This is a genomic window from Agrobacterium pusense, from assembly GCF_900102105.1.
GTDB lineage: Bacteria > Pseudomonadota > Alphaproteobacteria > Rhizobiales > Rhizobiaceae > Agrobacterium > Agrobacterium pusense.
The window spans coordinates 22,683-43,477 of the sequence record NZ_FNBB01000005.1; the positions used below are offsets into that span (position 1 = coordinate 22,683).

The window sequence follows — 20,795 nt, forward strand, 5'->3', positions numbered from 1 at the left end:
CGCCATGCGGCCCGTTTTCGCCGGCAGAAAAAAACGCGGACAAGCTGTCCTCGTCCCTGCCATCGCGCTTGCAATTCTTATCCTGATCATTCTCATGGCTGTTCTCGCGCCATGGCTTGCTCCGCATGATCCCGTGGCCATGACGCCCTCTGCCCGCCTCAAGCCCGCCAGCGATATCTACCCGCTCGGTTCCGATGCCTACGGACGGGACCTGCTGTCGCGTGTGCTCTACGGGGCTCGCATCTCCCTTTTTATTGGTATCGGAGCGACTGTCATCTCGGTGGCTGTCGGACTGGGGATTGGCCTGGTCTCGGGCTTCTTTCGGTTCCTCGACGCCGTGGTCATGCGGATCATGGACGCACTGATGGCAATTCCAAGCCTGCTGCTCGCCATCGCCGTGGTTTCGCTGACCGGGGCAAATATCTGGACCGTCATGTTCGCCATTACCGTCCCGGAAATTCCTCGTGTGGTGCGTCTTGTTCGCTCGGTGGTGCTGACTGCACGCGAAGAGCCCTACGTCGAGGCCGCGATCGCTGCCGGTTCGGGCCTTCCGAAAATCCTCTGGCGGCATCTGATGCCGAATACCCTGGCGCCGCTCATCGTCCAGGCCACCTATGTCTGCGCCTCGGCGATCCTTACAGAAGCGATCCTGTCTTTCCTCGGGGCTGGTGTCTCCACGGAAATACCGACATGGGGAAATATCATGGCCGAGGGACGCGTCTATTTCCAGATCAATCCGCAACTGATCTTCTGGCCAGGTCTGGTGCTCTCGCTCTGCATTCTCTCCATCAACCTTCTCGGTGATACGGCGCGCGATCTGCTCGATCCGCGCATGAAGAAAAGGGAGGCCGCGAAATGACGGCTGTTGCATTCGATCCCGCCACCGCGTCCGAAGTATTGCGCGTCGAGAATCTCGTCATCCGCCTGACCGGAGACGATGACAGCGTGCCGGTCCTCAACGGCATTTCGATCACCATCCGAGCCGGAGAAACTGTGTGCCTTGTGGGCGAGAGCGGTTCTGGCAAATCGGTGACCTCGCTCGCTACGATGGGGCTCCTGCCGCGAAATTCTCTTGAACCTGCAGGGGGTACAATCCTCTTTGAAGGTGAAGACCTCCTCAAGGCCGACGCCGGTCGCATGCGGGCACTGCGCTCGAAAAATATTGCCATGATTTTCCAGGAGCCGATGACAGCACTCAACCCGGTGCTGACGGTTGGCAGGCAGATTTGCGAGGTGCTTCAGGAGCACACGACGCTTTCAGCAAGAGAGCAGAAGATCGCCGTTCTTGAGATGATGCGGGAAGTGCATCTGCCCGATGTCGAGCGGATATTCGCAGCCTATCCCCATCAGCTCTCGGGTGGACAGCGCCAGCGTATCATGATCGCCATGGCCTTGATCCTCAAACCCAGACTGCTGATCGCCGACGAACCGACCACAGCCCTTGATGTGACGACCCAGAAGCAGATCCTCAAGCTCATCCATGAACTTCAGGAAAAGCAGGGTACCGCCGTTCTCTTTATAACCCACGACATGGGCGTAGTGGCCGAGATTGCAGACACCGTCTACGTCATGAACCGTGGCAATCTCGTCGAGAGTGGTCCGGTCGACACGATTTTAAGAGCGCCGGAAATGGACTACACCCGCACGCTTCTTTCTTCCGTGCCAAGCCTTCAACCGCGCGAGCCGCGCCCCGCGCTCTCGGACGAGGTCGTGCTCTCGGCCTCGGAGCTTGAGAAGGTGTATGGCAAAAAAGGCTTTTTCGGAAAAACCGCGGCCGGAACAAAAGCCGCGACGGATGTGTCCTTCACACTGAAGAAGGGTCGTACTCTCGGTATCGTCGGTGAAAGCGGCTCTGGCAAGTCGACCGTCGCTCGCTGTATTATGCGGCTGATCGATCCCACCTCCGGCTCGATCCGCATTTCCGGACAGGAAATCGCCGATTTCTCCCGCCGGACCCTGCAGCCGTATCGCCAGCATATCCAGATGGTGTTTCAGGATCCCTATCGCTCGCTCAACCCGCGTATCACGGTGGGGGAGAGCATCATTGAAGGGCCAGTAAATTACGGTACGCCGAGGCCGGACGCCCTGAAGCGGGCGCGCGAACTTCTCGCAATTGTCGGTCTGCCCCCGGACGCAGTGAGCCGCTATCCTCACCAGTTCTCAGGCGGCCAGCGCCAGCGCATCGCGATCGCCCGTGCCGTTGCCATGAACCCGAAGGTTCTCGTGGCAGACGAGGCAGTGTCCGCACTCGACGTATCGGTTCAGGCACAGGTACTCGACCTTCTTGCGGACTTGCAGGAAAAGCTCGGTATTTCCATCCTGTTCATCACGCATGATCTTCGCGTTGCCGCCCAGATATGTGACGACGTGATCGTTATGCAGAAAGGTCGCATTGTGGAATATGCCAGCGGCTACGAGGTGCTCACCAGTCCGGTTCATGCATACACCCGCCAGCTTATCGATGCCGCCCCGGGGCGGCATTGGGATTTCGCCAATTTCCGGCCGCTTGCCCCCGAAGCTGCATAATTTCCAGGAGAATGACCGATGACGTCCCGGCGTGTCGCCTTTGCCGGTTTCATTCATGAGACCAATACATTTGCTCCCACCAAAGCCACTTATGACGCCTTTCTGAAGGGATCCGGCCATCTGCCGCTCTGCCGCGGCGAGGAGATGATCGCTCTCGTCCGGGGCGCAAATACCGGTATCGAGGGCGCGCTCGATTACGCCCGGCAAGCAAACTGGGAAGTTGTTCCTATACTGCGGGCAAGCGCCGTTCCTTCTGCTCATGTTACCGAGGATGCTTTCGAGCGCATTGCCGGTGAGATCGTTGCCGGCATCGTGGCAGCGCTGCCCGTCGACGGAATCTACCTCGATCTTCATGGAGCCATGGTCTGTGAACATCTGGACGATGGCGAGGGCGAACTTCTCGCCCGCATCAAAAGCGCAGTCGGCCACGACATCCCCGTCGCTGTCAGTCTCGACCTGCACGGCAACATAACCAGGCGGTCGGTCGACGACGCCGATGTCATGATCGGCTACCGCACCTATCCGCATGTGGACATGGCCCTGACTGGCAAACGTGCCGCGGGTTTGCTTGACCGCCTGATGGATGGTGAGCGTTTTGCGAAGTCCTATTGTCAGATCGACTATCTGATCCCCATATCGTGGCAATGTACTGAGATGGAGCCGGCGCAATCCATCTACGCCCGCCTCGCAGGACTGGAGGAAGAGAAAACAATTGTCTCACTCTCCTTCTTTCCCGGCTTCCCGGCTGCCGATTTCAACGATTGCGGTGCGACTGTTCTCTCCTATGGAACGACGCAGGAAGCAGCTGATCTTGCCGCCGACGAGCTGAAGGCCCTGATCGACGCCAGCGAGCCCGCCTTTGCCGGGCGCGTCTACAGCGCTGATGAGGGCGTAAAGGAGGCAATACGTCTTGCCGCAAACGCCGCAAAGCCTGTCGTGCTTGCGGATACTCAGGACAATCCCGGGGCCGGTGGCGATTCCGATACGACCGGAATGCTGCGGGCTCTCATCGACAACGGTGCACAGAACGCAGCACTTGGCCTGCTCTATGACCCTGAGGCTGCGCTGGCAGCACAGGCAGCAGGCGTCGGCGCAACGATCCGCATCGCGCTCGGTGGAAAATCCGGCATTCCCGGTGACGAGCCGCTTGAGGCCGAGTTCATCGTCGAAGCATTGTCCGACGGGTTGACACGCGTCACCGGTCCCTACTACGGCGACACCCTGATGCGGCTTGGACCTTCAGCGTGCCTCAGGATCGGTGGCGTTCGCGTAGCCGTAGCCTCTCACAAGGTGCAGATGGCCGACCGCGGCCTGTTCCGTTATCTCGGCATTGAGCCGGAAACGTCGAGCATTCTCGTCAACAAGAGCTCGGTGCACTTCCGCGCAGATTTCGAACCGTTTGCCGAGACAATTCTCGTTTGTGCCGCACCCGGTCCAATGGCCGTTGACCCGGCTGCCCTTCCATGGAGGAGGCTTCGCCCGGGCGTCCGCCTCTCCCCTCTCTCTGCCGCCCTCTCCTGATCCGTCACTTTTTTGAATTCAAGGATACAGCAATGCCCGTTATCGAGAAAATTGCCGCCTGGCACGATGAAATGACTGCCCTTCGCCGTGATATTCACGGTCATCCGGAAATCGGTTTTGAGGAGATACGAACTTCCGCCATCGTTGCCGACAAGCTGGTGAGCTACGGCATCGAGGTGCATCGCGGCATCGGCAAGACCGGCGTTGTCGGCGTTTTGAAGGGGGCTAAGGGGAGGGGGCGTACCATCGGCCTGCGTGCCGACATGGACGCGCTGCCGATGGAGGAGCGTACCAACCTGCCTTACTCGTCGAAAATCGCGAACCGCTTCCACGGCTGCGGCCATGACGGTCACACGACCATGTTACTTGGTGCCGCGCGATACCTCGCCGAAACCCGCAATTTTGCCGGCACGGCCGTATTCATTTTTCAGCCCGGCGAAGAAGGCTGCGGAGGGGCTCGCGCCATGCTTGCAGACGGCCTGTTTGAACGTTTCCCCTGTGACGAGCTCTACGGGTTGCACAATATGCCGAACGAGGAGCCGAACAAGATCGGCATCAAGCCGGGCACCGCAATGGCCGGCGCTGATTTCTTCGATTTTCACATCAAGGGACGCGGCAGCCACGGTGCGCGTCCCGAAGGGTCGAAGGATCCCGTCATTGTCGCAACTCACCTGGTCTCGGCTCTGCAATCGATCGTGTCGCGCAACATTTCTCCACTTCGGTCAGCCGTGGTGTCGGTCACGCAGATTCATGCCGGCTCCGCCTATAATGTCGTTCCGGAAGAGGCGACAGTCTCCGGCACGGTGCGTTATCTCGACCGCGAGGTGAATGAACAGATCCGTGAGCGTATGCGCACCATCGCAGCCGGCCTTGCCGCGTCTTTCGAAGTCGAAATTGTAACAGACATTCGCAGTGTTTTCGACGTCCTCATCAATACGGAAGAACTTGTAGAGGGCTTCGCTGATGCCGCCCGCGACATCGTGGGTGCAGATCTTGTCTATACGAAGGACGAGCCTGTCATGGGCAGCGAGGACTTTGCCGATATGCTCTACAAGGTGCCCGGCGTCTACTGCACCGTTGGCCATGCCGGATCGGTACAGCTGCACAATCCGGGCTTTGTTCTGGATGACAATATTCTGCCGGTTGGTGCGAGCCTTCTGGCGCGTGTCGTCGAAAAACGTCTGGCCGCCTGACGCCCATGCCCTGCCACAAGATCGGGATTGCTCCCTCCCTTGAGCGCGGGCGTCCCGTCACGATGAAACGAGCCCCCTATTATGGATTTCACCAAACTTCCCCTTGATATAGACGCCATGCTGAAGCGTCTCAGGCCCTGGATAGAATGCGAAAGCCCGACATTCGATGCTGCAGCCGTGGATCGCATGATGGATCTTGCTGCCACCGATTTCGCAACGATCGGTGCCACAATAGAACGAATCCCCGGCCGTATGGGACTTGGCGGCAGCCTGCGTGCGCGTTTTGGCGACAAGCACGGCACGCCTGGAATTCTCGTCTCCGGTCATCTCGATACGGTTCACCCGGTTGGCACGCTGAAAGAACTCCCGTTTCGTATCGAGAATACACGTGCCTACGGCCCGGGCATACTCGACATGAAGGGTGGCAATTTTCTGGTACTGGAAGCAATGAGGCAGCTTCTGAACACGGGCATCGGCACCCGCCTGCCGGTCACCGTCTTGCTGACCCCCGACGAAGAGATCGGCACACCCTCAACGCGGGACCTGATCGAGGCTGAGGCCCGGCGTAACAAATACGTGCTGGTTCCCGAACCGGCACGGGAGGAGAACGGCGTGGTCACCGGTCGCTATGCCATCGCCCGCTACAACCTGATGGCCCGTGGCACACCCTCGCATGCCGGCGTATCGCCGAAATCCGGCCGGTCTGCAATTCGTGAAATGGCCCGCAGGGTAATTGAGATAGATGAAATGAGCGACGACGACTGCACTTTTTCCGTTGGCGTCATGCATGGCGGGCAATGGGTCAATTGTGTCTCTTCGCTGTGCACGGCCGAGGCACTGTCCATGGCGAAAACCGATGACGATCTCGCGTCCGGTGTCGCCCGAATGCTTAATTTGTCAGGGGTGGAAAACGAGGTGGAGTTCTCGGTCACCTGCGGCGTCACCAGACCCGTCTGGCCACCGGACCGTCCGGAAACCATGGCGCTTTACGAAAAGGCTCGTTTGCTTGCCGACAGTCTTGGGGTTTGCCTTCCCCACGGCAGTTCAGGCGGCGGTTCCGACGGCAATTTTACGGGCGCGCTCGGCATTGCCACGCTCTGTGGCCTGGGGCTGCGTGGCGCAGGTTATCACACCCTCGAAGAGCACATCGAAATTGACAGCCTGATTGATCGCGGCAGGCTGATGGCCGGTCTTCTGGCGACGCTGGATTGAGGACAGAGTAATGACAGGCGACATCACCCGGCTCTCCGCAGCCGCGCTTTCCAGGGCAATCCACCTGCGGCAGGTTTCCTGCCTCTCCGTGATGGAAGCCTATCTCGATCGCATCGACAGTCTCAATCCGGCCGTGAATGCGATCGTCTTTCGTCGACCAAGCACAGAGTTGCTGGAGGAGGCGCGCGCCTGTGACCGGGAACTTGAGGAAGGGCGCTCGCGCGGATGGATGCACGGGTTCCCCCAGGCGGTAAAAGATCTCTCCGAAGTTCAGGGCCTGCCGTGCTCCTGGGGGTCGCCGCTCTTTGACAATTTTGTTTCCACCGCCGACAGTCTCCATGTGGAACGTGTTCGCGCCACCGGCGCGATTTTCATTGGCAAGACCAACACGCCCGAATTTGGCCTTGGGTCCCATACGACCAACCCTGTCCATGGCCCAACCCGAAACCCCTATGACAGGACCAGAAGCGCCGGCGGTTCTTCCGGTGGCGCGGCGGCGGCGCTCGCATGCCGGATGCTGCCGGTCGCAGATGGCTCTGATATGATGGGCTCGCTGCGCAATCCTGCCGCCTTCAACAACGTTGTCGGCTTCCGGCCGAGTTTTGGGAGGGTTCCAGGCCCAAAAGGGAACGAGCTTTTCCTTGGCCAGCTTGCCACTTCAGGCCCCATGGGCAAGACGGTGGAGGACGCCGCTTTGCTTCTCGCAACACAGGCAGGTTATGACCGGCGCGACCCGCTATCCCTGGCGGACGAAAGTCTGGCAATCCGAGGTCCTGCAACGACACAGGGAATGAAAGTCGCCTGGTTTGGTGATTTCGGTGGATATCTTCCCTTTGAGCCCGGGGTTCTGGATGTTGATTGCAAGGCTCTCGCCGTCCTGGCGAACATGGGCTGCGATATCGATGAACTCGTGCCGGATTTCGAACTGCCGAAGCTCTGGGAAGCGTGGATGATATTGCGCAGTTTCAGCGTGACTCATGGCCTGCGCGCCTTTTATGACCAGCCCGAAACAAGGTCGCTTCTCAATCGGCAGCAGATGTTCGAATTCGGCATCGCGCTTTCGTGCAGTGCCGCCGATATCTTTAATGCGTCCGTCGTCCGGACAGCCTGGTACCAGTATCTCTGCAGATTGTTTGAACGGTACGATTTTATTTTGATGCCGAGTGCACAGGTATTCCCTTTCGATATCGATCTCTCGTGGCCGACCGAAATCGACGGAAAAGCCATGGACACCTATCATCGCTGGATGGAGGTCGTGATCGGTCCCACGCTGGCTGGACTTCCCGTGGCGGCCGTTCCCGCGGGATTCGGGGTTAACGGGTTGCCGACTGGTATACAGCTGGTGGGACCACCACGCAGTGACCGGGCAACCCTTGAATTTGCACTGGCGTATGAGCAGTCAGCTGATATCCGGACGGGTGATGCGGTCATGTAAACCCCTTTGGCGCTCCGGGGCTTTCTTTGAAGCGCGAGCCGGTCTGAGACGGATAGCTTATGCGGCTTGTAGCAAGTAATATCGTCTCGTTGGACCGGGTCCTGCGTTCAATTGCAGAGCCATGAGTATGGTTTCTGTTGCATCCCGGGCTTCCATCTGTTCGCAACAACAAATCTCTGTCATTGCCTGTAGCGGCTGAGGCGCTATCATGGGAATGCTGTGGGGCGCTAAGCTTTGGGAGGAGCGATACGTGAGACGGATGTGGCCAGATGAATTTGCCTTTCTGCTGGACGATGCGGAAGAGGTCGACTTGCATATTCCACCGGTGGCACATGAGGATGGATCGCCGGGAAAAACCATTTCCAGGAAGGCTTTGAAAGTTCGTATCAGCCAGCAGGACTTCGAGAAAATTTGGCCGCTTGCCGAGGCTCGCTATCGGTTGAACGGCAGGTTTGCGGGCAAGGCCATTACGCTGATCGCCAATAATCCCCATTACCAGAAGTGGCATCCCTCCGATGGCGGCAGTGTCGAAAGCGTGTCGGATAGCGGTCAAAAATATACCACGCCTTATGTGATCGTGCACTTTCTGCTGGATGATGTCCGCGAGCCTGTCGAGGTTTAGTTCACAGAGCCGGCTCTGCCGTCAGGTAGCCCGGCCTTTCATGGCGTCGAGATATTGGCGTTGCGGGAATAGTCTCTCGCTTCAAAGGCTCTCGCATATGATCGAACGATCGTTGAAGATTGAGGCAGCCATGGTATGAAAACGGGAGACGCGGCCGCTGGCCGCGTCCTTCGGGTTCAGAAGCCGCTTTTTGCAAGAAATGCCCTGCTGGCTGCCAGATCATCGAGAATGCTGCCAGTATTACGCGGATCGCGTTCCTGTTCGATGGTGATATAGCCGCCATAACCAAGTTCGGTCAGGAGGCTGCGGATGGCTGGATAGTCAATCGAGCCGCGGCCGATCGGACACATCACGCCCTTGGCGCAGGCCTCGAAGAAGCGGATGCGCTCCGCCATCACCTCCTGAAAGACCGCGGGGTCGATATCCTTGAAATGAATGTAGTCGACGCGATCCCAATAGCGGCGCAACGTGGCGACGGGGTCCATGCCGGAATAGGCCATATGGCCGGTATCGAGGCAGAGACCCGCAAGATCTGCGGGAATGTCCTCAACGATCTGCTGCAACTCATCGGCAAACTCGATGTAGCCGCCGGCATGGGGATGTAAGGTGGCGCGCACGCCATATTTGTCCCGGGCGAGCGTTGCGATGGCCCGGATGTTCTCGACCATGCCCCGCCAGGCGGTTTTATCGAGACGTGGCGCGCGGTCAAAATGTCCGGCGGCATAATCACGCTCGTCATGGCCCCAGTCCATCACCGTCAGATAGGGCGCGGAAAAACGTTGGCCCGCATGGGTTTCCGGCTTTGGCAGGCGCGTTATCAGCGCGCAGATCTCCTCAGTCTGGCGTAGCAGATTGTCGCGATTTCCGGGTGAGACCAGATCGTCGAAGATGGTGCCGGCGACGATCTTGAGGCCTCGTTCATCCAGCGCCTGCGAAACGCGCCTGAGGTCGAGCGGCAGATAACCGTAGGGGCCGAGTTCCAGACCGCCGAAACCGGCTGCTTTCGCTTCGTCCAGCACCCTTTCCCAATGGGGAAGATGCGGGTTCTTGACGTCGTCGACGCCCCAGCAGCAGGGAGCGGTGGTGATGGTGATCGGGTTGGTCATTTGCTCCTCATGGCGGCAGCGGCATCGGACTGTTCTCTAGCCCGGTGCAACGTCTCAGCGGTTGATGGCAGCCTGCAGGGCAACGATGGAGGGCCGGCTGTCCGTTTGGTGAATATGGTGAAATCCTCACTTGAAGGCTGACCCAGCCGGAGGAGGATTGATCTGGAATGCCCTTAAATCCATTATGCGAAATCGACCCAGGTGGCACCGGCATCGGCCGAACGAACGCAGTTTTCCAGCCAGCGAACGCCTTCTGTGCCGGCTGCGATGCCGGGATAGTGATGGGTCTTGAGAAAAGCCCTGTCACCGCGATTGGCCGCATCGATTGCCTGGGCGATCCAGAGGTAAATGTTCGACCAGCTATCACCGAGACCTTCGGTGTGCAGCGCGCCCATACGATCGATAGCAAGGCTCTCCTCTTCCAGATACGGCATGCCGTGATGCAGGATACGCTCCGGCTCGCCCTGAACCTGATAGATCAGCTGATCGGGACGCGAATCTGACCATTCAAGCGACGCCCTGGAGCCTATGAAGCGGTAACGCTGCGACCCCATATTGCCGGCATTGACGGAAGAAACCCACAGACGACCGCGTGCGCCATTATCATAATGCATGAGAACCGTCGCATGGTCCTCCAGCGGCGCCCGCGTCGGGATGAAGGCCTTCCGGTCGCACAGCAGTCGTTCCACCTTCATGTGCGGCAGCACGATTTCCGAGAGATAATAGAGATGCGTACCGATATCGCCGAGCACGAAGGTCGGGCCAGCGGTACGGGGATTGGTGCGCCATTTGACGGCCTCGCCTGCGCCCACATCGTCGCCGGCATTGAAGCCGTGGGTATATTGCAGATCGACGATGCGGATATCGCCCAGCATCCCCTTTTTGACCATGGCCGCCATCTGGTGCACCAGCGGATGGCCGGTATAGCCATAGGTGACGCCGACGATCAGTCCCTTCTGTTCGGCCAGCCGCGCCACCTCGTCACATTCTGCAACGGTGAAGAATAACGGTTTTTCGCAGATGACGTGCAGCCCGGCTTCAAGGCAGGCCTTGGTGATCTCGTAATGGGTAAAGTTGGGGGTGGCGATGGAGACGACGTCGATACCGTCTTTGCGCGCGGTTTCGCCAGCTATCAGTGCCCTGTAATCCGGGTAGCAGCGTTCCGCCGCCACGCCGAGATTGACGCCGAAATCGCGGCCCATTTCGGCATCGAGGTCGAAGGCACCGGCGACGAGCTGGTAATTGCCATCGCGCAGAGCGCCGGTGCGGTGCTTGTATCCTACCTGTCCCGTGCGGCCGCCGCCCACCATGGCCCAGCGCAGCGGTCGCGAAATCAGTCTTTCTCCATTGATCATGTCGATCGTCTTTCCGTCGGATGTTTCGAATGGCGTAGCCAGAGGCAGGTTCTGCCTGGGCACCGGCACCGGTTTTTCGCGTTATTTCTTGAAATAGAGCTCGATATAGTCCTGCATCTTGGCGCGCATGAACCGGCTCGATTCATCCGCCCTGTCTTCCCAGGCGAAGACGCAGGAGGTCATGATGCCGTCAAAACCGATTTCAGCGAGCGTGCCGAAGAAGTCGTCCCATGGCACTTCGCCCTGACCGATATTCAGGTGCTGGTGCACCCTTGCCTGTGTACCGGGCGGGTTGAGAATGTAGCGGAGCCCAGAACTTGCCCTGTGGTTGAAGGTGTCGCCCACATGCACATGGGCCAGCACGTCCTTGGCTTCCCGAAGCATCGCCTTGGTGTCGTCGCCGAAATAGAAGGTGTGTGGCGCGCAATAGAGGAATTTGACGTTCCTGGAGTTGACCGTGCGGATAATATCAAGCGCCGGCTGCAGCGTTTCGCACCAGTCTTCCGGATGCGGCTCGACATGCAGGCTGATGTTCTCGCGCTCGAAGATCGGTACCAGCTCTTCCATCGAGCGCCACCATGCATCCTCGCAGGCCTCGATCATCGAACCCGTATGGCAGCAATAACATGAGCCCTTGTCGGGATGCGGTCCGCGGCCGAACTCCGAGTTCATCGTGTCGACCTCAAGTTCGATTGCGATCTCGATAGCGCGTTTCCAGTGTTTGACCGCTGCCTGCCGCTCGGTTTCATCATTGGAGGCCCAGCGATACATTGGCAGCAGCGCGGCGATGCCGACATCGGCGTCTTTCAAAGCCTTCTTGAAGGACCTGATACGTTCGGGAAACACGCGCGGCGCCTTGAACCATTCGAGGAAATCGGCGCGCGGGCTGAGTTCGATCCAGTCGTAACCGAGCTCCTTAACTTTGGCGGGCAGCTCATCGAGGCTGGTGAAACGGTGCATGTGGGGGTCGATGGCGATTTTCATCGATCTTGATCCTTCTTATGTCTCGACTGGATGGCGAGGGCGGATGGCCGCAAAGGCAATGGACGCCATCACAAGCGACGCGGTTCGTATCGCGAAAGATTTCCTGAAAAATGCCATTGCTTCCTCCCCGCCCATCTTCCCGATGGGCCTGAATGACAGGCCGATTTATATCTTTCATTTTCGCGGAAATGGAATTTATATTTCATTTGGCGTTGCATTTCGTATCATTTCATGTCATTCATCAATGATACGATTGAGGGCGCCATGAATCGACCCACCATTGCCGATCTTGCGAGAGCCGCGGGCGTCAGCATCTCCACTGTCAACCGGCTGCTGCACGGTTCGAGCGCCGTACGTCAGGATACGATCGATCAGATTCTCAAGGCGGCGCAGGAGATCGGGTTTTATGGTCTGGGCACCATCAAGGACCGAAGGCGCGAGGCCTTGCCACATTACAGGCTGGGCTTCCTGCTGCAGCAATCCCACCGGCCGCTTTACCGCCTTTGGGGAGAAGGGATCGTCGCTGCCGCACATCAGAGGCTGGAAAGCGTCATCGAGCCGGACGTGGTTTTTGAGGACGATCTTTCACCGGAGGCCGTTTCCGCCAATCTCCTGAAGATGGGGCAGTCCTGCAACGCAATTGCGGTTGTGACTGCCGATCACCCGCTGGTGAGCCAGGCCATTGATGAGTTGCGGAGCAAAGGTGTTCCCGTGGTGACCTATGTGTCCGATCTGTCAGCGGCGAGCCGGGCGGGTTTTGTCGGAACCGACAGCTGGAAACGCGGCCGGACGGCCGCTTGGTTCCTCAGTCAGACCGTGAAAGGCGAGGGAGTGGTCGTGCCCCTGATCGGCAGCAACCGTTATCAGTGCCAGGATGTTTCAGATGCTAGTTTTCGCTCCTACATGCGCGAGAACACGCCGGAACTGCAGGTAGCGGAAACACTGCTGACCCATGAAGAGCCGGAAAATGCCTATGCCGTCATTCGGGACATCATTGCTGCCGAACCAGGGCTCAGGGGGATATATGTCAATGGCGGCGGCATATCGGGCGTCTTGCGGGCGCTCAGGGAGCTGCCTGCGGAGAAACAGCGCGGCATAAAGATCGTCTGCAACGATATCGGCCCGGAAACGCGCAAGGGCTTGAATGAGGGGCTGATTACCGCTTCGCTGCCACTGCCCCTCGACAGGATGCCGCAACAATTGATCGACGTGATGTTGCGGCGCATCGAGAACGCGGATTCGTCTTCCGTCGAACAGCGGATCGTACCCTTTGAAATCCTGACGCCGGAAAGCATCTGGACATGATCGCAGGGTGACGGGAATTCAAAATCCCCGAACCGCGTGAAATTACCGATTGGAAAAGCCACTCCACACAAAGACCGGTGGTGCGCGCGCCTGTTACGATAAGTGGTGAAGAATGGCAGCGGTTGGTGGCACGGTGCGAGAACGCGGACGCTTTTCGTAGTCGGCTTTTTATGGGCAACCATGCTTACCGCAGAACCGAAGAGAGAAACTCGCGGGTCCGCTCTTCTTTCGGCTCTCCAAAAATTTCCTCCGGCTTTCCCTGTTCGCAGATGCGCCCCTTGTCGAAGAAGCAGACCCTGTCCGATACCTCACGGGCAAAGCGCATTTCGTGGGTGACAAGCAGCATCGTCAGATCGTGCTCATGCGCGAGATCGCGGATGACGGAGAGCACTTCGCCCACCAGCTGCGGGTCCAGCGCCGAGGTCGGCTCATCGAAAAGCAATACACGCGGGCGCATGGCGAGCGAGCGGGCGATGGCGACACGCTGCTGTTGTCCGCCGGAAAGCTGAACCGGATAATGATCTTTCTTGTCCGCAAGCCCCACCATTTTCAATAGTTCGATCGCACGCGCCTCAGCCTCTCCACGGGCGATACCCAGAACACGCACCGGCGCCTCCACGATGTTGCGCAGCACGGTCATATGCGGAAAGAGATTGAAGCTCTGGAAAACCATGCCGACGTGGTTGCGGATCTGGCGCAGGTGTTTTTCCGAGGCCATGAAGGGGCCCTTGCCTCCCGGCTCATGGTAAGACATGTCAGCCAGCGTCAGTTTTCCCTCCTGGAAGGGTTCGAGTGTCATGAGAATGCGCAGGACCGTCGACTTGCCGGAGCCGGAAGGGCCGATGAGGGTGACTTTTTCACCCTTCGCCACGCTGAAATTGAACTGGTCGAGCACCGTCAGAATGCCGAAGCGTTTCGTGACATCCGAAAATTCGATGAGTGGCTGATTGGTGGTGTTGGTCATCGCAAGGGTATTCCTGCTTTTGGGAGCGCCCTTTGCAGGCGGCTGAGGCCTGCCGAGCAGATTATGGTCAGAAGGAGGAAGATCAGGCCGACAAGCGTCAGCGGCACCAGATATTCGAAGGTGCGTTCGCCGATCATGTTGGCAAGCCCCATCATCTCAAGAACCGTGACGACCGATAGCACCGGCGTTTCCTTGATCATGGCAACGAGATAGTTGCCCATGGCTGGAACGATGCGCGGAATGGCCTGGGGAATGATGATATCACGATAGGTTTGCATGCGCGTCAGGTTAAGCGCGGTCGCCGCTTCCCATTGGCCATGATGTATCGCCTCTATGCCGCCGCGATAGACCTCGGAAGTATAGGCCGCATATTGCAGGCCGAGCGCCAGCGCGCCGGTCAGAAACGCGGGCAAGACAATGCCGAAATCCGGAAGCACGTAATAAAGAAAGAACAGCTGCACCAGAAGCGGCGTATCGCGCAGGAATTCGACCACCAGCGCAGTCGGCCAGGAAATCATCTTTACCCGGCTGCGGCGCAGCAGCGCAAAGACAAGTCCCAGAACCAGCGCAATGGCAAAACCGGCGGCGGCTGCCTTCAGCGTCACGGTCAGGCCGATCAGAATGATGGGCAGGATGGAGGTCGTGTAGGTGAGCCAGGTGGTCGTGTCCCATTCGTAACCATACATCATGAGAAGATATCCTTACGAATGGCGCGTGCGCGGGAAGACGTTGCCACGGCGCACGAAGCGTTCGATCACCCGGATGAGGACCATCAGGATCAACGACATCGCGAAATAACAAAGCAGCGTAATCGAATAGATGCTGGCGCTATCGAGCGTGAGGTTGCGGATCGACTGCGCCGCGAAGGTGAGGTCGGCAATCGAGATCAGCGAGACAAGCGAAGAAAGCTTCAGCGTCTCGATGGCGAGATTACCGAAGGCCGGCATCATCTCAACGACAGCTTGCGGCAGCGAAATGCGAAACAGCGTCTGCATGCGTGTGAAGTTCAGTGCGCGTGCGGCTTCCAGCTGTTGCACCGAGACGGAGGACAGCGCGCCGCGAACGATTTCCGCGCCGTAGCCGCCAGCATGGGCGGCAAGCACCAGCACCCCCGTCGTGATCGGATCGAAGCTCAACCCGACCAGCGGCAGGGCATAATAGAACCAGAATAGCTGCACCAGCAGCGAGGTGCCGCGAAACACTTCCGTATAACAGAGCGCGATTGCCGACAGGATGGGTCCGCCCTCGACGCGCAGAATGCCGAAGAAGAAAGCGAGTACGGTGCCGACGACAAGTGCTGCCACCGTAATCGTCATGGTGACGACGGCGCCTTGCCACAACATCGGCAGATAGGCAGTCATGTCCATCTGGAGTTTTCCCGAATTCCCGAGGAACGGCGCCCGGTTATGCCCGGGCGCCGGCTGGCATTATTTGCCGGCGCAGAGATCGGCGACCTTCTTTTCGGCCGCTGCCGCGATACTCTGTTCGGAGAGGCCGTATTTGGCGAGGATTTTCTTGTAGTCGTCCGTCTTGCGGAATTCGACGAGGGCAGCGTTGAAGGCGTCACGCAACTCCTTGTCTTCCGGGCGGAAAGCGAAACCACCGTAGTTGCGCACCGGCGCATCCTTCACGACCGGATCGGTGAAAGGCTTCACCTGCTCGACGTTCGCCTGATCCTTGGCGAGTTCCGAAACCGTCAGCTCCGTGGCCGCATAGGCGTCGGCGCGGCTCTGCACGGTTGGGATGGCATCGGCATTGGCTGGGATGAAGACGATCTGTTCTTCCTTGACGCCAACGGCGCGCAGGAAGTCGACATTGTTCGCGCCCGACACGACGGCCACCTTCAACGAAGGGTCCTTTGCGATATCGGCGTAGGTGGTCAGCTTTTTCGGATTACCTTTCTTCACCAGCAGGCCTTCGCCATAGGACGAGTTCGGCTCGGTAAAGGCAACCTGCTTGCAGCGCTCGGGTGAGATGTTCTGTTCCGCGGCCGCAAAATCGAAGCGACGGGCTTTAAGGCCGGGGATCAGCGTGCCAAAGGGCGTCACCGTCCAGTTGACCTCTTCGATGCCCATGGATTTCAGAACGGCATTGGCCACATCCGGACCGATGCCGGCGGAGGTGCCGTCGGGCTGCATATAGGAATAGGGCACCTCATTGGCCGTGGCGGCGCGAATGTAGCCCTGGCTTTTGACTTCTTCGACGGTCAGCGCGCTGGCTGACGTCACGCCAATGGTAAGGGCGAGGGCGGAAAGGCCGGCGAATTTGGTGATCTTCATGTTCTAACTCCTCTGGTTGGGTTGCGTGGTCCGTTTTCGGATCTCACGGTGTTCTGGTGGCTAGGTATTCTCCGTGACCGTGGCGATGACGGAAAGGCAGTCTCCAGCCTTGATGAGGCCGGGTACGTGGCGCGCGGCAAGCAGCCCTGACATGGAGGCGCGGTAATCGACCGGTGCGAGGCCGGTTTTCCCGATGGGATAAACCCGTGCGATTGTCTCACCAACCGTGACCGCGTCTCCCAGATCGCGGACAAAGGCTACGAGACCGTCGTCTTCGGCAAAGGTGAAGCAGTCGCTGGAGGGCATATCCAGCCAACGGCTTGGCGCGGCAACGGGCGAACCGGCCAATATGCCTGCATGTCGCAGCAGATTGATGGTGCCCCTGCGGGCGATATCGATCGATTTCGCGCTCGCCGTGCCGGCGCCGCCGAGTTCGGTGGTGACAAAGACCTTGCCCATTTCCTCGACGGTCGTGTCCAGCATGCCGACGGCGTCGATTTCCAGCATCTTCATCGAATAGGGGGCAGCAAAAGCGGCCACGGCATCAAAGCAACGGCTTTCCTGAGTTTTATCGGGCAACTCGTGAGCCGCTGCATAGGGCAGGAAATCAAGCGTCCTGCCGCCGGAATGAAAATCGAGAACGATATCCGCGAGCGGTATCAGATGACGGGTGACGTAGTCGGCAATCTTCTCCGTCACGGTACCGTCAGGGCGACCGGGAAAGCTGCGATTGAGGTTTCCCCGGTCGATGGGTGAGGTGCGTGTACCTGCGCGAAAGGCCGGGTAGTTGAGCGCTGGGACAATGATGATGCGGCCTTTCACTTCGGCCGGGTCGAGCGTCTGGGCGAGTTCGAAAAGCGCCGCCGGCCCCTCATATTCATCGCCGTGATTAGCGCCGGTCAAAAGGGCGGTCGGCCCCTCACCATTGGCGATAACGCAGATCGGGATCATCACCGAGCCCCAGGCACTGTCATCGCGGCTGTAGGGCAGCCGCAGATGACCGTGTTGCACGCCCTTGCCGTAGAAATCGACGGAGGGCGTGATCGGGGAGGGGCGAAGCGCGGTCTTCAACATCGTCTCAGCCCTTCACGAAGAGTTGCCGCGGTACATTGGAAAGGCATTCGACACCGGTGTCGGTAATCGCGATGCTCTCGGTGATTTCGAGCCCCATGTCCTCCAGCCACAGGCCGGTCATGAAATGGAACGTCATGCCGGGTTTCAGCTCCGTGCGGTCGCCGGGGCGAAGGCTCATGGTCCGCTCGCCCCAATCAGGCGGATAAGAAAGTCCGATCGGATAGCCGGTGCGGTTGTCCTTGATGATCCCGTATTTTTTCAACACGGCAAAAAAGGCATTGGCGATGTCTTCGCAGGTATTGCCGGGCTTGGCTGCGGAAAGACCGGCCTCCATGCCCTCGAGCGTTGCTTTCTCTGCGTCAAGGAATGCCTGTGTCGGTTTGCCGAGAAAGACAGTGCGTGACAGCGGGCAATGATAACGACGGTACGCGCCGGCGATTTCGAAGAAGGTGCCTTCGCCTGAGCGCATTGGCTTGTCGTCCCACGTCAGGTGCGGGGCGGAGGCGTCGGCACCGGAAGGAAGGAGCGGCACGATGGCGGGATAGTCGCCGCCGAATTCTGCGGTGCCCCGAATGCCGGCATCGTATATCTCTGCCACGAGATCGCACTTGCGCATACCCGGTTCAACGACGTCGACGATACGCTTGTGCATCAGTTCGACGATCTTGCCGGCCTTGCGCATATAGTCGAGCTCGGTCGGGCTTTTGACAGCACGCTGCCAGTTCACGAGGCCGGCGGCGTCCTTGAAACGTGCGTTTGGCAGATGTTTCTGCAGCGATGCGAAGGCTGCTGCCGAGAAATAATAATTGTCCATTTCGACACCGACCGCCAGGCCTGACCAGCCCCGTTCCTCGATGATCTCAGACAACAGGTCCATCGGGTGCCGTTCGGTCGATTGAACATAGTGATCGGGATAGCCGATGATATTGTCATGGGCGAGGTATGCCGTGCGCTTGGCTCCATTCGCATCCTGCTTGCGACCGTACCAGATCGGCTCACCATCAGGCGGCACGAGCACACATTGGTGGACGTAGAAGGACCAGCCGTCATAACCCGTCAGCCAATGCATGTTGGACGGGTCGGTGACGACAAGCAGGTCGATACCGGCACTTTCCATGGCTTTCCGGGTTTTAGCCAGGCGCGCGGCATATTCCTCGCGCGTAAAGTTCAGCGTTACACTCACGCTGCGTCTCCCATTTTTACGCTGTTTTCGATGATTTGTCCGCTGCCTGCGTCTTTGGCGCGGGCAAAGGCGAGATTGGCGATGGCTGTGTCCTGCACGCCGGTGCCGGTCAGATCGGCAAAGGTGATGTCTTCGTTCGAGAGGCGGCCCTGTGACTTGCCGGCAATCACCTCTCCAAGCTCCGCGAAGGACTGATCCCGCTCGACGTAACCCGCGGCAATCGCGTGATGCAATTCGCCGAGAATGCGGGTCTGCGTAAGCCTGTCCGCGACATAGCGCACTCTGGCGAATACGGCCGGATCGATTTCGTTCTTGTGCTCGGCATCCGATCCCATCGCGGTCAGATGCTGGCCTTCTTCCAGCCAGTCGGCGAGCAGGATTGGCTTTTCGGCCGGTGTCGTGGTGACGATGATGTCTGCGCGCCGCACGGCCGCCTGGGGATCGGCCACCGCGGAAACTTCGATGCCGTGTTCCCTGGTAAAATCGTTTGCGAGCTTTTCAGCCTTGTCATGGTTCCGAGCCCAGATCCGGACGGATTTGATCGGGCGTACCAGCGTCAACGCCTCAAGCTGCAGACGCGCCTGCATGCCCGCCCCGAAAATCGTTGCGACGGACGCGTCCTTTCGCGCCATGTGCCGCGCCGCAACTGCGCCAGCCGCAGCGGTGCGCACATCGGTGAGATAACCGTTGTCGAGAAGCAGGGCCTCCACCAGCCCGGTCCTCGCGCTGAAGAGGATCATCAGGCCATTGAGGCTCGGTAGCCCAAGGCTCGGATTGTCGAAGAAGCCGGGGCTGACCTTGATGGCAAAGCCGTCGAAACCCGGCACATAGGCAGTCTTAACATCCACTTCGCCGCGAAATTCGGGAATATCGAGCCGGAGGATCGGCGGCATGGCGACAGCTTTGGTGGCAAGGGCGCCCAAGGCCTGCTCCACGCAGTTGACCGCGGAAAGGTCGAGCTTAACGATGGCGCGCAGGTCTTTTTCGGTGAGGATGGTGATGCGGCTCATGCGGCTCCCCTGTCGATGATGGTCTTGTGGAGCGCCGGATCGATGTTTCCGCCCGATACGATGATCGTGGTCGGGCCGCTGATGTTGACCTTGCCCGACAGGATGGCGGCGAAGCCAACGGCGCCCGCGCCTTCCACTGTCAGGCCTTCCTCGTGCGCCGCATGGCGGATGCCTGCTGCGATCTCGTCTTCGGAAACCAGCACGATGTCATCAAGCAATGCCTGGCAAAGTGCAAAGGTCACACGGTTCGCCAGTCCAATCCCGCCGCCGAGCGAATCCGCCAGCGTTTCTTCCTCCTGGACCGAGACGGGGCGACCGGCTTTAACCGACGCATGCATGGCCGCACCCCGCTCCATGGAAATACCGACGACCCGCGCCCTCGGCTTCAACGCTTTCACCGCAACGGCGATACCGCCCGCAAGGCCTCCGCCTGATAGCGGAACGAGAATTGTCGCCAGTTCAGGCATGTCCTCGACAACCTCGAGACCAATCGTGCCTTGGCCCGCCACGACGTCGCTATGATCGAACGGAGGTATAGCGGTCAGGCCATGGCTTCTGGTCAGGCGCTCCACTTCCTCCTGCGCGTCATCCTGTGATCTGCCGACGATCCGGATGTCGGCGCCAAGCGCGCGGATTGCCTCCACCTTGTTTGTCGGCACTAGCGCCGACATGCAGATGGTGGCGGGAATGCCGAGTTTCTCTGCCGCATAGGCCACCGCCCGGCCATGATTGCCTGTCGAGGCGGTGACGAGGCCACGTTTGCGCGCCTCATCGTCAAGCGAGAATATGGCATTCATCGCGCCGCGCAGTTTGAAGGCGCCGATTGGTTGACGGGTTTCAAGCTTCAGATGAACGGGATGGCCACAGCGTTCGGACAGATTGTCCGAGCGGACCAGCGGGGTTCGCTCCACCTGTCCGGCAAGCCGCGCGGCCGCCTGCTCTATCGCGGCCAGCGAGACCGGAAGCGGGCTTTTTTCGGCGGATATGGACGGGGTTTCGCTCTTCATGATTGTCATGTTGTGAGCG

Annotated in this window: 20 protein-coding genes; 9 read left to right on the top strand and 11 right to left on the bottom strand. The window is 59.2% G+C overall.

Translation table 11 applies throughout. From position 1 onward, the window contains the following. Window positions 1–4: 4 nt before the first annotated feature. The 7 genes from BLU28_RS13790 to BLU28_RS13820 all read left to right on the top strand — a co-directional run bounded on the left by BLU28_RS13790 (window position 5) and on the right by BLU28_RS13820 (window position 8,509). Window positions 5–859, top strand: a complete 855-nt coding sequence (locus tag BLU28_RS13790) for an ABC transporter permease (protein ID WP_234794415.1) — start codon at window positions 5–7, stop codon at window positions 857–859. After that, window positions 856–2,526, top strand: a complete 1,671-nt coding sequence (locus BLU28_RS13795) for an ABC transporter ATP-binding protein (RefSeq protein ID WP_077987898.1) — start codon at window positions 856–858, stop codon at window positions 2,524–2,526. Before BLU28_RS13790 ends, BLU28_RS13795 begins: the two co-directional genes overlap by 4 nt. Before the next feature lie 18 nt (window positions 2,527–2,544). Further along, window positions 2,545–4,047 (top strand): M81 family metallopeptidase, encoded by a 1,503-nt coding sequence (locus tag BLU28_RS13800; protein ID WP_004437424.1) that lies wholly within the window; start codon window positions 2,545–2,547, stop codon window positions 4,045–4,047. Window positions 4,048–4,079: 32 nt separating this feature from the next. Then, window positions 4,080–5,240, top strand: a complete 1,161-nt coding sequence (locus BLU28_RS13805) for a M20 aminoacylase family protein (protein WP_077987897.1) — start codon at window positions 4,080–4,082, stop codon at window positions 5,238–5,240. A gap of 81 nt (window positions 5,241–5,321) precedes the next feature. Then, window positions 5,322–6,452 carry a M20/M25/M40 family metallo-hydrolase gene (locus BLU28_RS13810; RefSeq protein ID WP_022563355.1) on the top strand — a complete coding sequence of 377 codons (1,131 nt, stop codon included), beginning with the start codon at window positions 5,322–5,324 and terminating at the stop codon, window positions 6,450–6,452. A 10-nt stretch (window positions 6,453–6,462) separates the two neighbouring features. Further along, window positions 6,463–7,887: an amidase gene (locus BLU28_RS13815; RefSeq protein WP_022563356.1), complete on the top strand. Its 1,425-nt coding sequence runs from the start codon at window positions 6,463–6,465 to the stop codon at window positions 7,885–7,887. 259 nt (window positions 7,888–8,146) lie between these two features. Then, the gene (locus BLU28_RS13820; protein WP_034500166.1) at window positions 8,147–8,509 is read left to right on the top strand and encodes a hypothetical protein; all 363 of its coding nucleotides are present in this window, start codon (window positions 8,147–8,149) and stop codon (window positions 8,507–8,509) included. 176 nt (window positions 8,510–8,685) lie between these two features. Here BLU28_RS13820 and BLU28_RS13825 read toward each other — a convergent pair whose 3' ends face one another. From BLU28_RS13825 to BLU28_RS13835, 3 genes are all read right to left on the bottom strand, one after another. Continuing rightward, window positions 8,686–9,615, bottom strand: coding sequence for a sugar phosphate isomerase/epimerase family protein (locus BLU28_RS13825; RefSeq protein ID WP_022563358.1), 930 nt, complete (start codon window positions 9,613–9,615; stop codon window positions 8,686–8,688). Window positions 9,616–9,797: 182 nt separating this feature from the next. Then, a complete protein-coding gene (locus BLU28_RS13830; protein ID WP_004437438.1) occupies window positions 9,798–10,970 on the bottom strand; it encodes a Gfo/Idh/MocA family protein in 1,173 nt (390 codons plus the stop codon). A gap of 81 nt (window positions 10,971–11,051) precedes the next feature. Beyond that, entirely contained in the window at window positions 11,052–11,954 is a 903-nt protein-coding gene (locus BLU28_RS13835; RefSeq protein ID WP_022563360.1) for a sugar phosphate isomerase/epimerase family protein, read from the bottom strand. On the opposite strand from BLU28_RS13835, the gene BLU28_RS13840 reads away from it, so the two are divergent. Both BLU28_RS13840 and BLU28_RS13845 read left to right on the top strand, forming a co-directional pair. Beyond that, window positions 11,941–12,222: a hypothetical protein gene (locus BLU28_RS13840; protein ID WP_131258907.1), complete on the top strand. Its 282-nt coding sequence runs from the start codon at window positions 11,941–11,943 to the stop codon at window positions 12,220–12,222. The genes BLU28_RS13835 and BLU28_RS13840 overlap by 14 nt on opposite strands. Beyond that, the gene (locus tag BLU28_RS13845) at window positions 12,219–13,259 is read left to right on the top strand and encodes a LacI family DNA-binding transcriptional regulator (RefSeq protein WP_034500172.1); all 1,041 of its coding nucleotides are present in this window, start codon (window positions 12,219–12,221) and stop codon (window positions 13,257–13,259) included. Before BLU28_RS13840 ends, BLU28_RS13845 begins: the two co-directional genes overlap by 4 nt. 184 nt (window positions 13,260–13,443) lie before the next feature. On the opposite strand, the gene ehuA is transcribed toward BLU28_RS13845, so the two are convergent. From ehuA to eutB, 8 genes are read right to left on the bottom strand one after another with little or no spacing between them, the layout of a single operon-like run. Next, a complete protein-coding gene (ehuA, locus tag BLU28_RS13850) occupies window positions 13,444–14,223 on the bottom strand; it encodes an ectoine/hydroxyectoine ABC transporter ATP-binding protein EhuA (RefSeq protein WP_006699965.1) in 780 nt (259 codons plus the stop codon). Beyond that, window positions 14,220–14,912: an ectoine/hydroxyectoine ABC transporter permease subunit EhuD gene (gene ehuD, locus BLU28_RS13855; RefSeq protein WP_022563363.1), complete on the bottom strand. Its 693-nt coding sequence runs from the start codon at window positions 14,910–14,912 to the stop codon at window positions 14,220–14,222. The genes ehuA and ehuD overlap by 4 nt, the downstream gene beginning before the upstream one ends. A 12-nt stretch (window positions 14,913–14,924) precedes the next feature. Next, a complete protein-coding gene (gene ehuC / locus BLU28_RS13860) occupies window positions 14,925–15,590 on the bottom strand; it encodes an ectoine/hydroxyectoine ABC transporter permease subunit EhuC (protein ID WP_022563364.1) in 666 nt (221 codons plus the stop codon). A gap of 60 nt (window positions 15,591–15,650) precedes the next feature. Beyond that, on the bottom strand, window positions 15,651–16,502 hold the full coding sequence (ehuB, locus tag BLU28_RS13865) for an ectoine/hydroxyectoine ABC transporter substrate-binding protein EhuB (RefSeq protein WP_022563365.1): 852 nt from the start codon (window positions 16,500–16,502) through the stop codon (window positions 15,651–15,653). A 60-nt stretch (window positions 16,503–16,562) separates the two neighbouring features. Then, window positions 16,563–17,576 carry a N(2)-acetyl-L-2,4-diaminobutanoate deacetylase DoeB gene (doeB, locus tag BLU28_RS13870; protein ID WP_022563366.1) on the bottom strand — a complete coding sequence of 338 codons (1,014 nt, stop codon included), beginning with the start codon at window positions 17,574–17,576 and terminating at the stop codon, window positions 16,563–16,565. Window positions 17,577–17,580: 4 nt separating this feature from the next. Further along, window positions 17,581–18,759, bottom strand: coding sequence for an ectoine hydrolase DoeA (gene doeA / locus BLU28_RS13875; RefSeq protein ID WP_022563367.1), 1,179 nt, complete (start codon window positions 18,757–18,759; stop codon window positions 17,581–17,583). Next, window positions 18,756–19,769, bottom strand: coding sequence for an ectoine utilization protein EutC (gene eutC / locus BLU28_RS13880; protein ID WP_022563368.1), 1,014 nt, complete (start codon window positions 19,767–19,769; stop codon window positions 18,756–18,758). Before eutC ends, doeA begins: the two co-directional genes overlap by 4 nt. Next, window positions 19,766–20,785: a hydroxyectoine utilization dehydratase EutB gene (gene eutB, locus BLU28_RS13885; protein ID WP_077987896.1), complete on the bottom strand. Its 1,020-nt coding sequence runs from the start codon at window positions 20,783–20,785 to the stop codon at window positions 19,766–19,768. Before eutB ends, eutC begins: the two co-directional genes overlap by 4 nt. Window positions 20,786–20,795 lie beyond the last annotated feature (10 nt).

Excerpts from the sequence above, each read along its gene's own strand:
- ehuC (WP_022563364.1), bottom strand. The coding sequence starts at position 15,590 with ATGGACATGACTGCCTATCTGCCGATGTTGTGGCAAGGCGCCGTCGTC.
- BLU28_RS13845 (WP_034500172.1), top strand. The coding sequence starts at position 12,219 with ATGAATCGACCCACCATTGCCGATCTTGCGAGAGCCGCGGGCGTCAGC.
- BLU28_RS13840 (WP_131258907.1), top strand. The coding sequence starts at position 11,941 with ATGGCGATTTTCATCGATCTTGATCCTTCTTATGTCTCGACTGGATGG.
- BLU28_RS13795 (WP_077987898.1), top strand. The coding sequence starts at position 856 with ATGACGGCTGTTGCATTCGATCCCGCCACCGCGTCCGAAGTATTGCGC.
- ehuA (WP_006699965.1), bottom strand. The coding sequence starts at position 14,223 with ATGACCAACACCACCAATCAGCCACTCATCGAATTTTCGGATGTCACG.
- BLU28_RS13815 (WP_022563356.1), top strand. The coding sequence starts at position 6,463 with ATGACAGGCGACATCACCCGGCTCTCCGCAGCCGCGCTTTCCAGGGCA.
- ehuD (WP_022563363.1), bottom strand. The coding sequence starts at position 14,912 with ATGATGTATGGTTACGAATGGGACACGACCACCTGGCTCACCTACACG.
- eutC (WP_022563368.1), bottom strand. The coding sequence starts at position 19,769 with ATGAGCCGCATCACCATCCTCACCGAAAAAGACCTGCGCGCCATCGTT.
- BLU28_RS13820 (WP_034500166.1), top strand. The coding sequence starts at position 8,147 with ATGTGGCCAGATGAATTTGCCTTTCTGCTGGACGATGCGGAAGAGGTC.
- BLU28_RS13805 (WP_077987897.1), top strand. The coding sequence starts at position 4,080 with ATGCCCGTTATCGAGAAAATTGCCGCCTGGCACGATGAAATGACTGCC.
- doeB (WP_022563366.1), bottom strand. The coding sequence starts at position 17,576 with ATGTTGAAGACCGCGCTTCGCCCCTCCCCGATCACGCCCTCCGTCGAT.
- eutB (WP_077987896.1), bottom strand. The coding sequence starts at position 20,785 with ATGACAATCATGAAGAGCGAAACCCCGTCCATATCCGCCGAAAAAAGC.
- BLU28_RS13800 (WP_004437424.1), top strand. The coding sequence starts at position 2,545 with ATGACGTCCCGGCGTGTCGCCTTTGCCGGTTTCATTCATGAGACCAAT.
- BLU28_RS13825 (WP_022563358.1), bottom strand. The coding sequence starts at position 9,615 with ATGACCAACCCGATCACCATCACCACCGCTCCCTGCTGCTGGGGCGTC.
- BLU28_RS13790 (WP_234794415.1), top strand. The coding sequence starts at position 5 with ATGCGGCCCGTTTTCGCCGGCAGAAAAAAACGCGGACAAGCTGTCCTC.
- BLU28_RS13830 (WP_004437438.1), bottom strand. The coding sequence starts at position 10,970 with ATGATCAATGGAGAAAGACTGATTTCGCGACCGCTGCGCTGGGCCATG.
- ehuB (WP_022563365.1), bottom strand. The coding sequence starts at position 16,502 with ATGAAGATCACCAAATTCGCCGGCCTTTCCGCCCTCGCCCTTACCATT.
- BLU28_RS13835 (WP_022563360.1), bottom strand. The coding sequence starts at position 11,954 with ATGAAAATCGCCATCGACCCCCACATGCACCGTTTCACCAGCCTCGAT.
- BLU28_RS13810 (WP_022563355.1), top strand. The coding sequence starts at position 5,322 with ATGGATTTCACCAAACTTCCCCTTGATATAGACGCCATGCTGAAGCGT.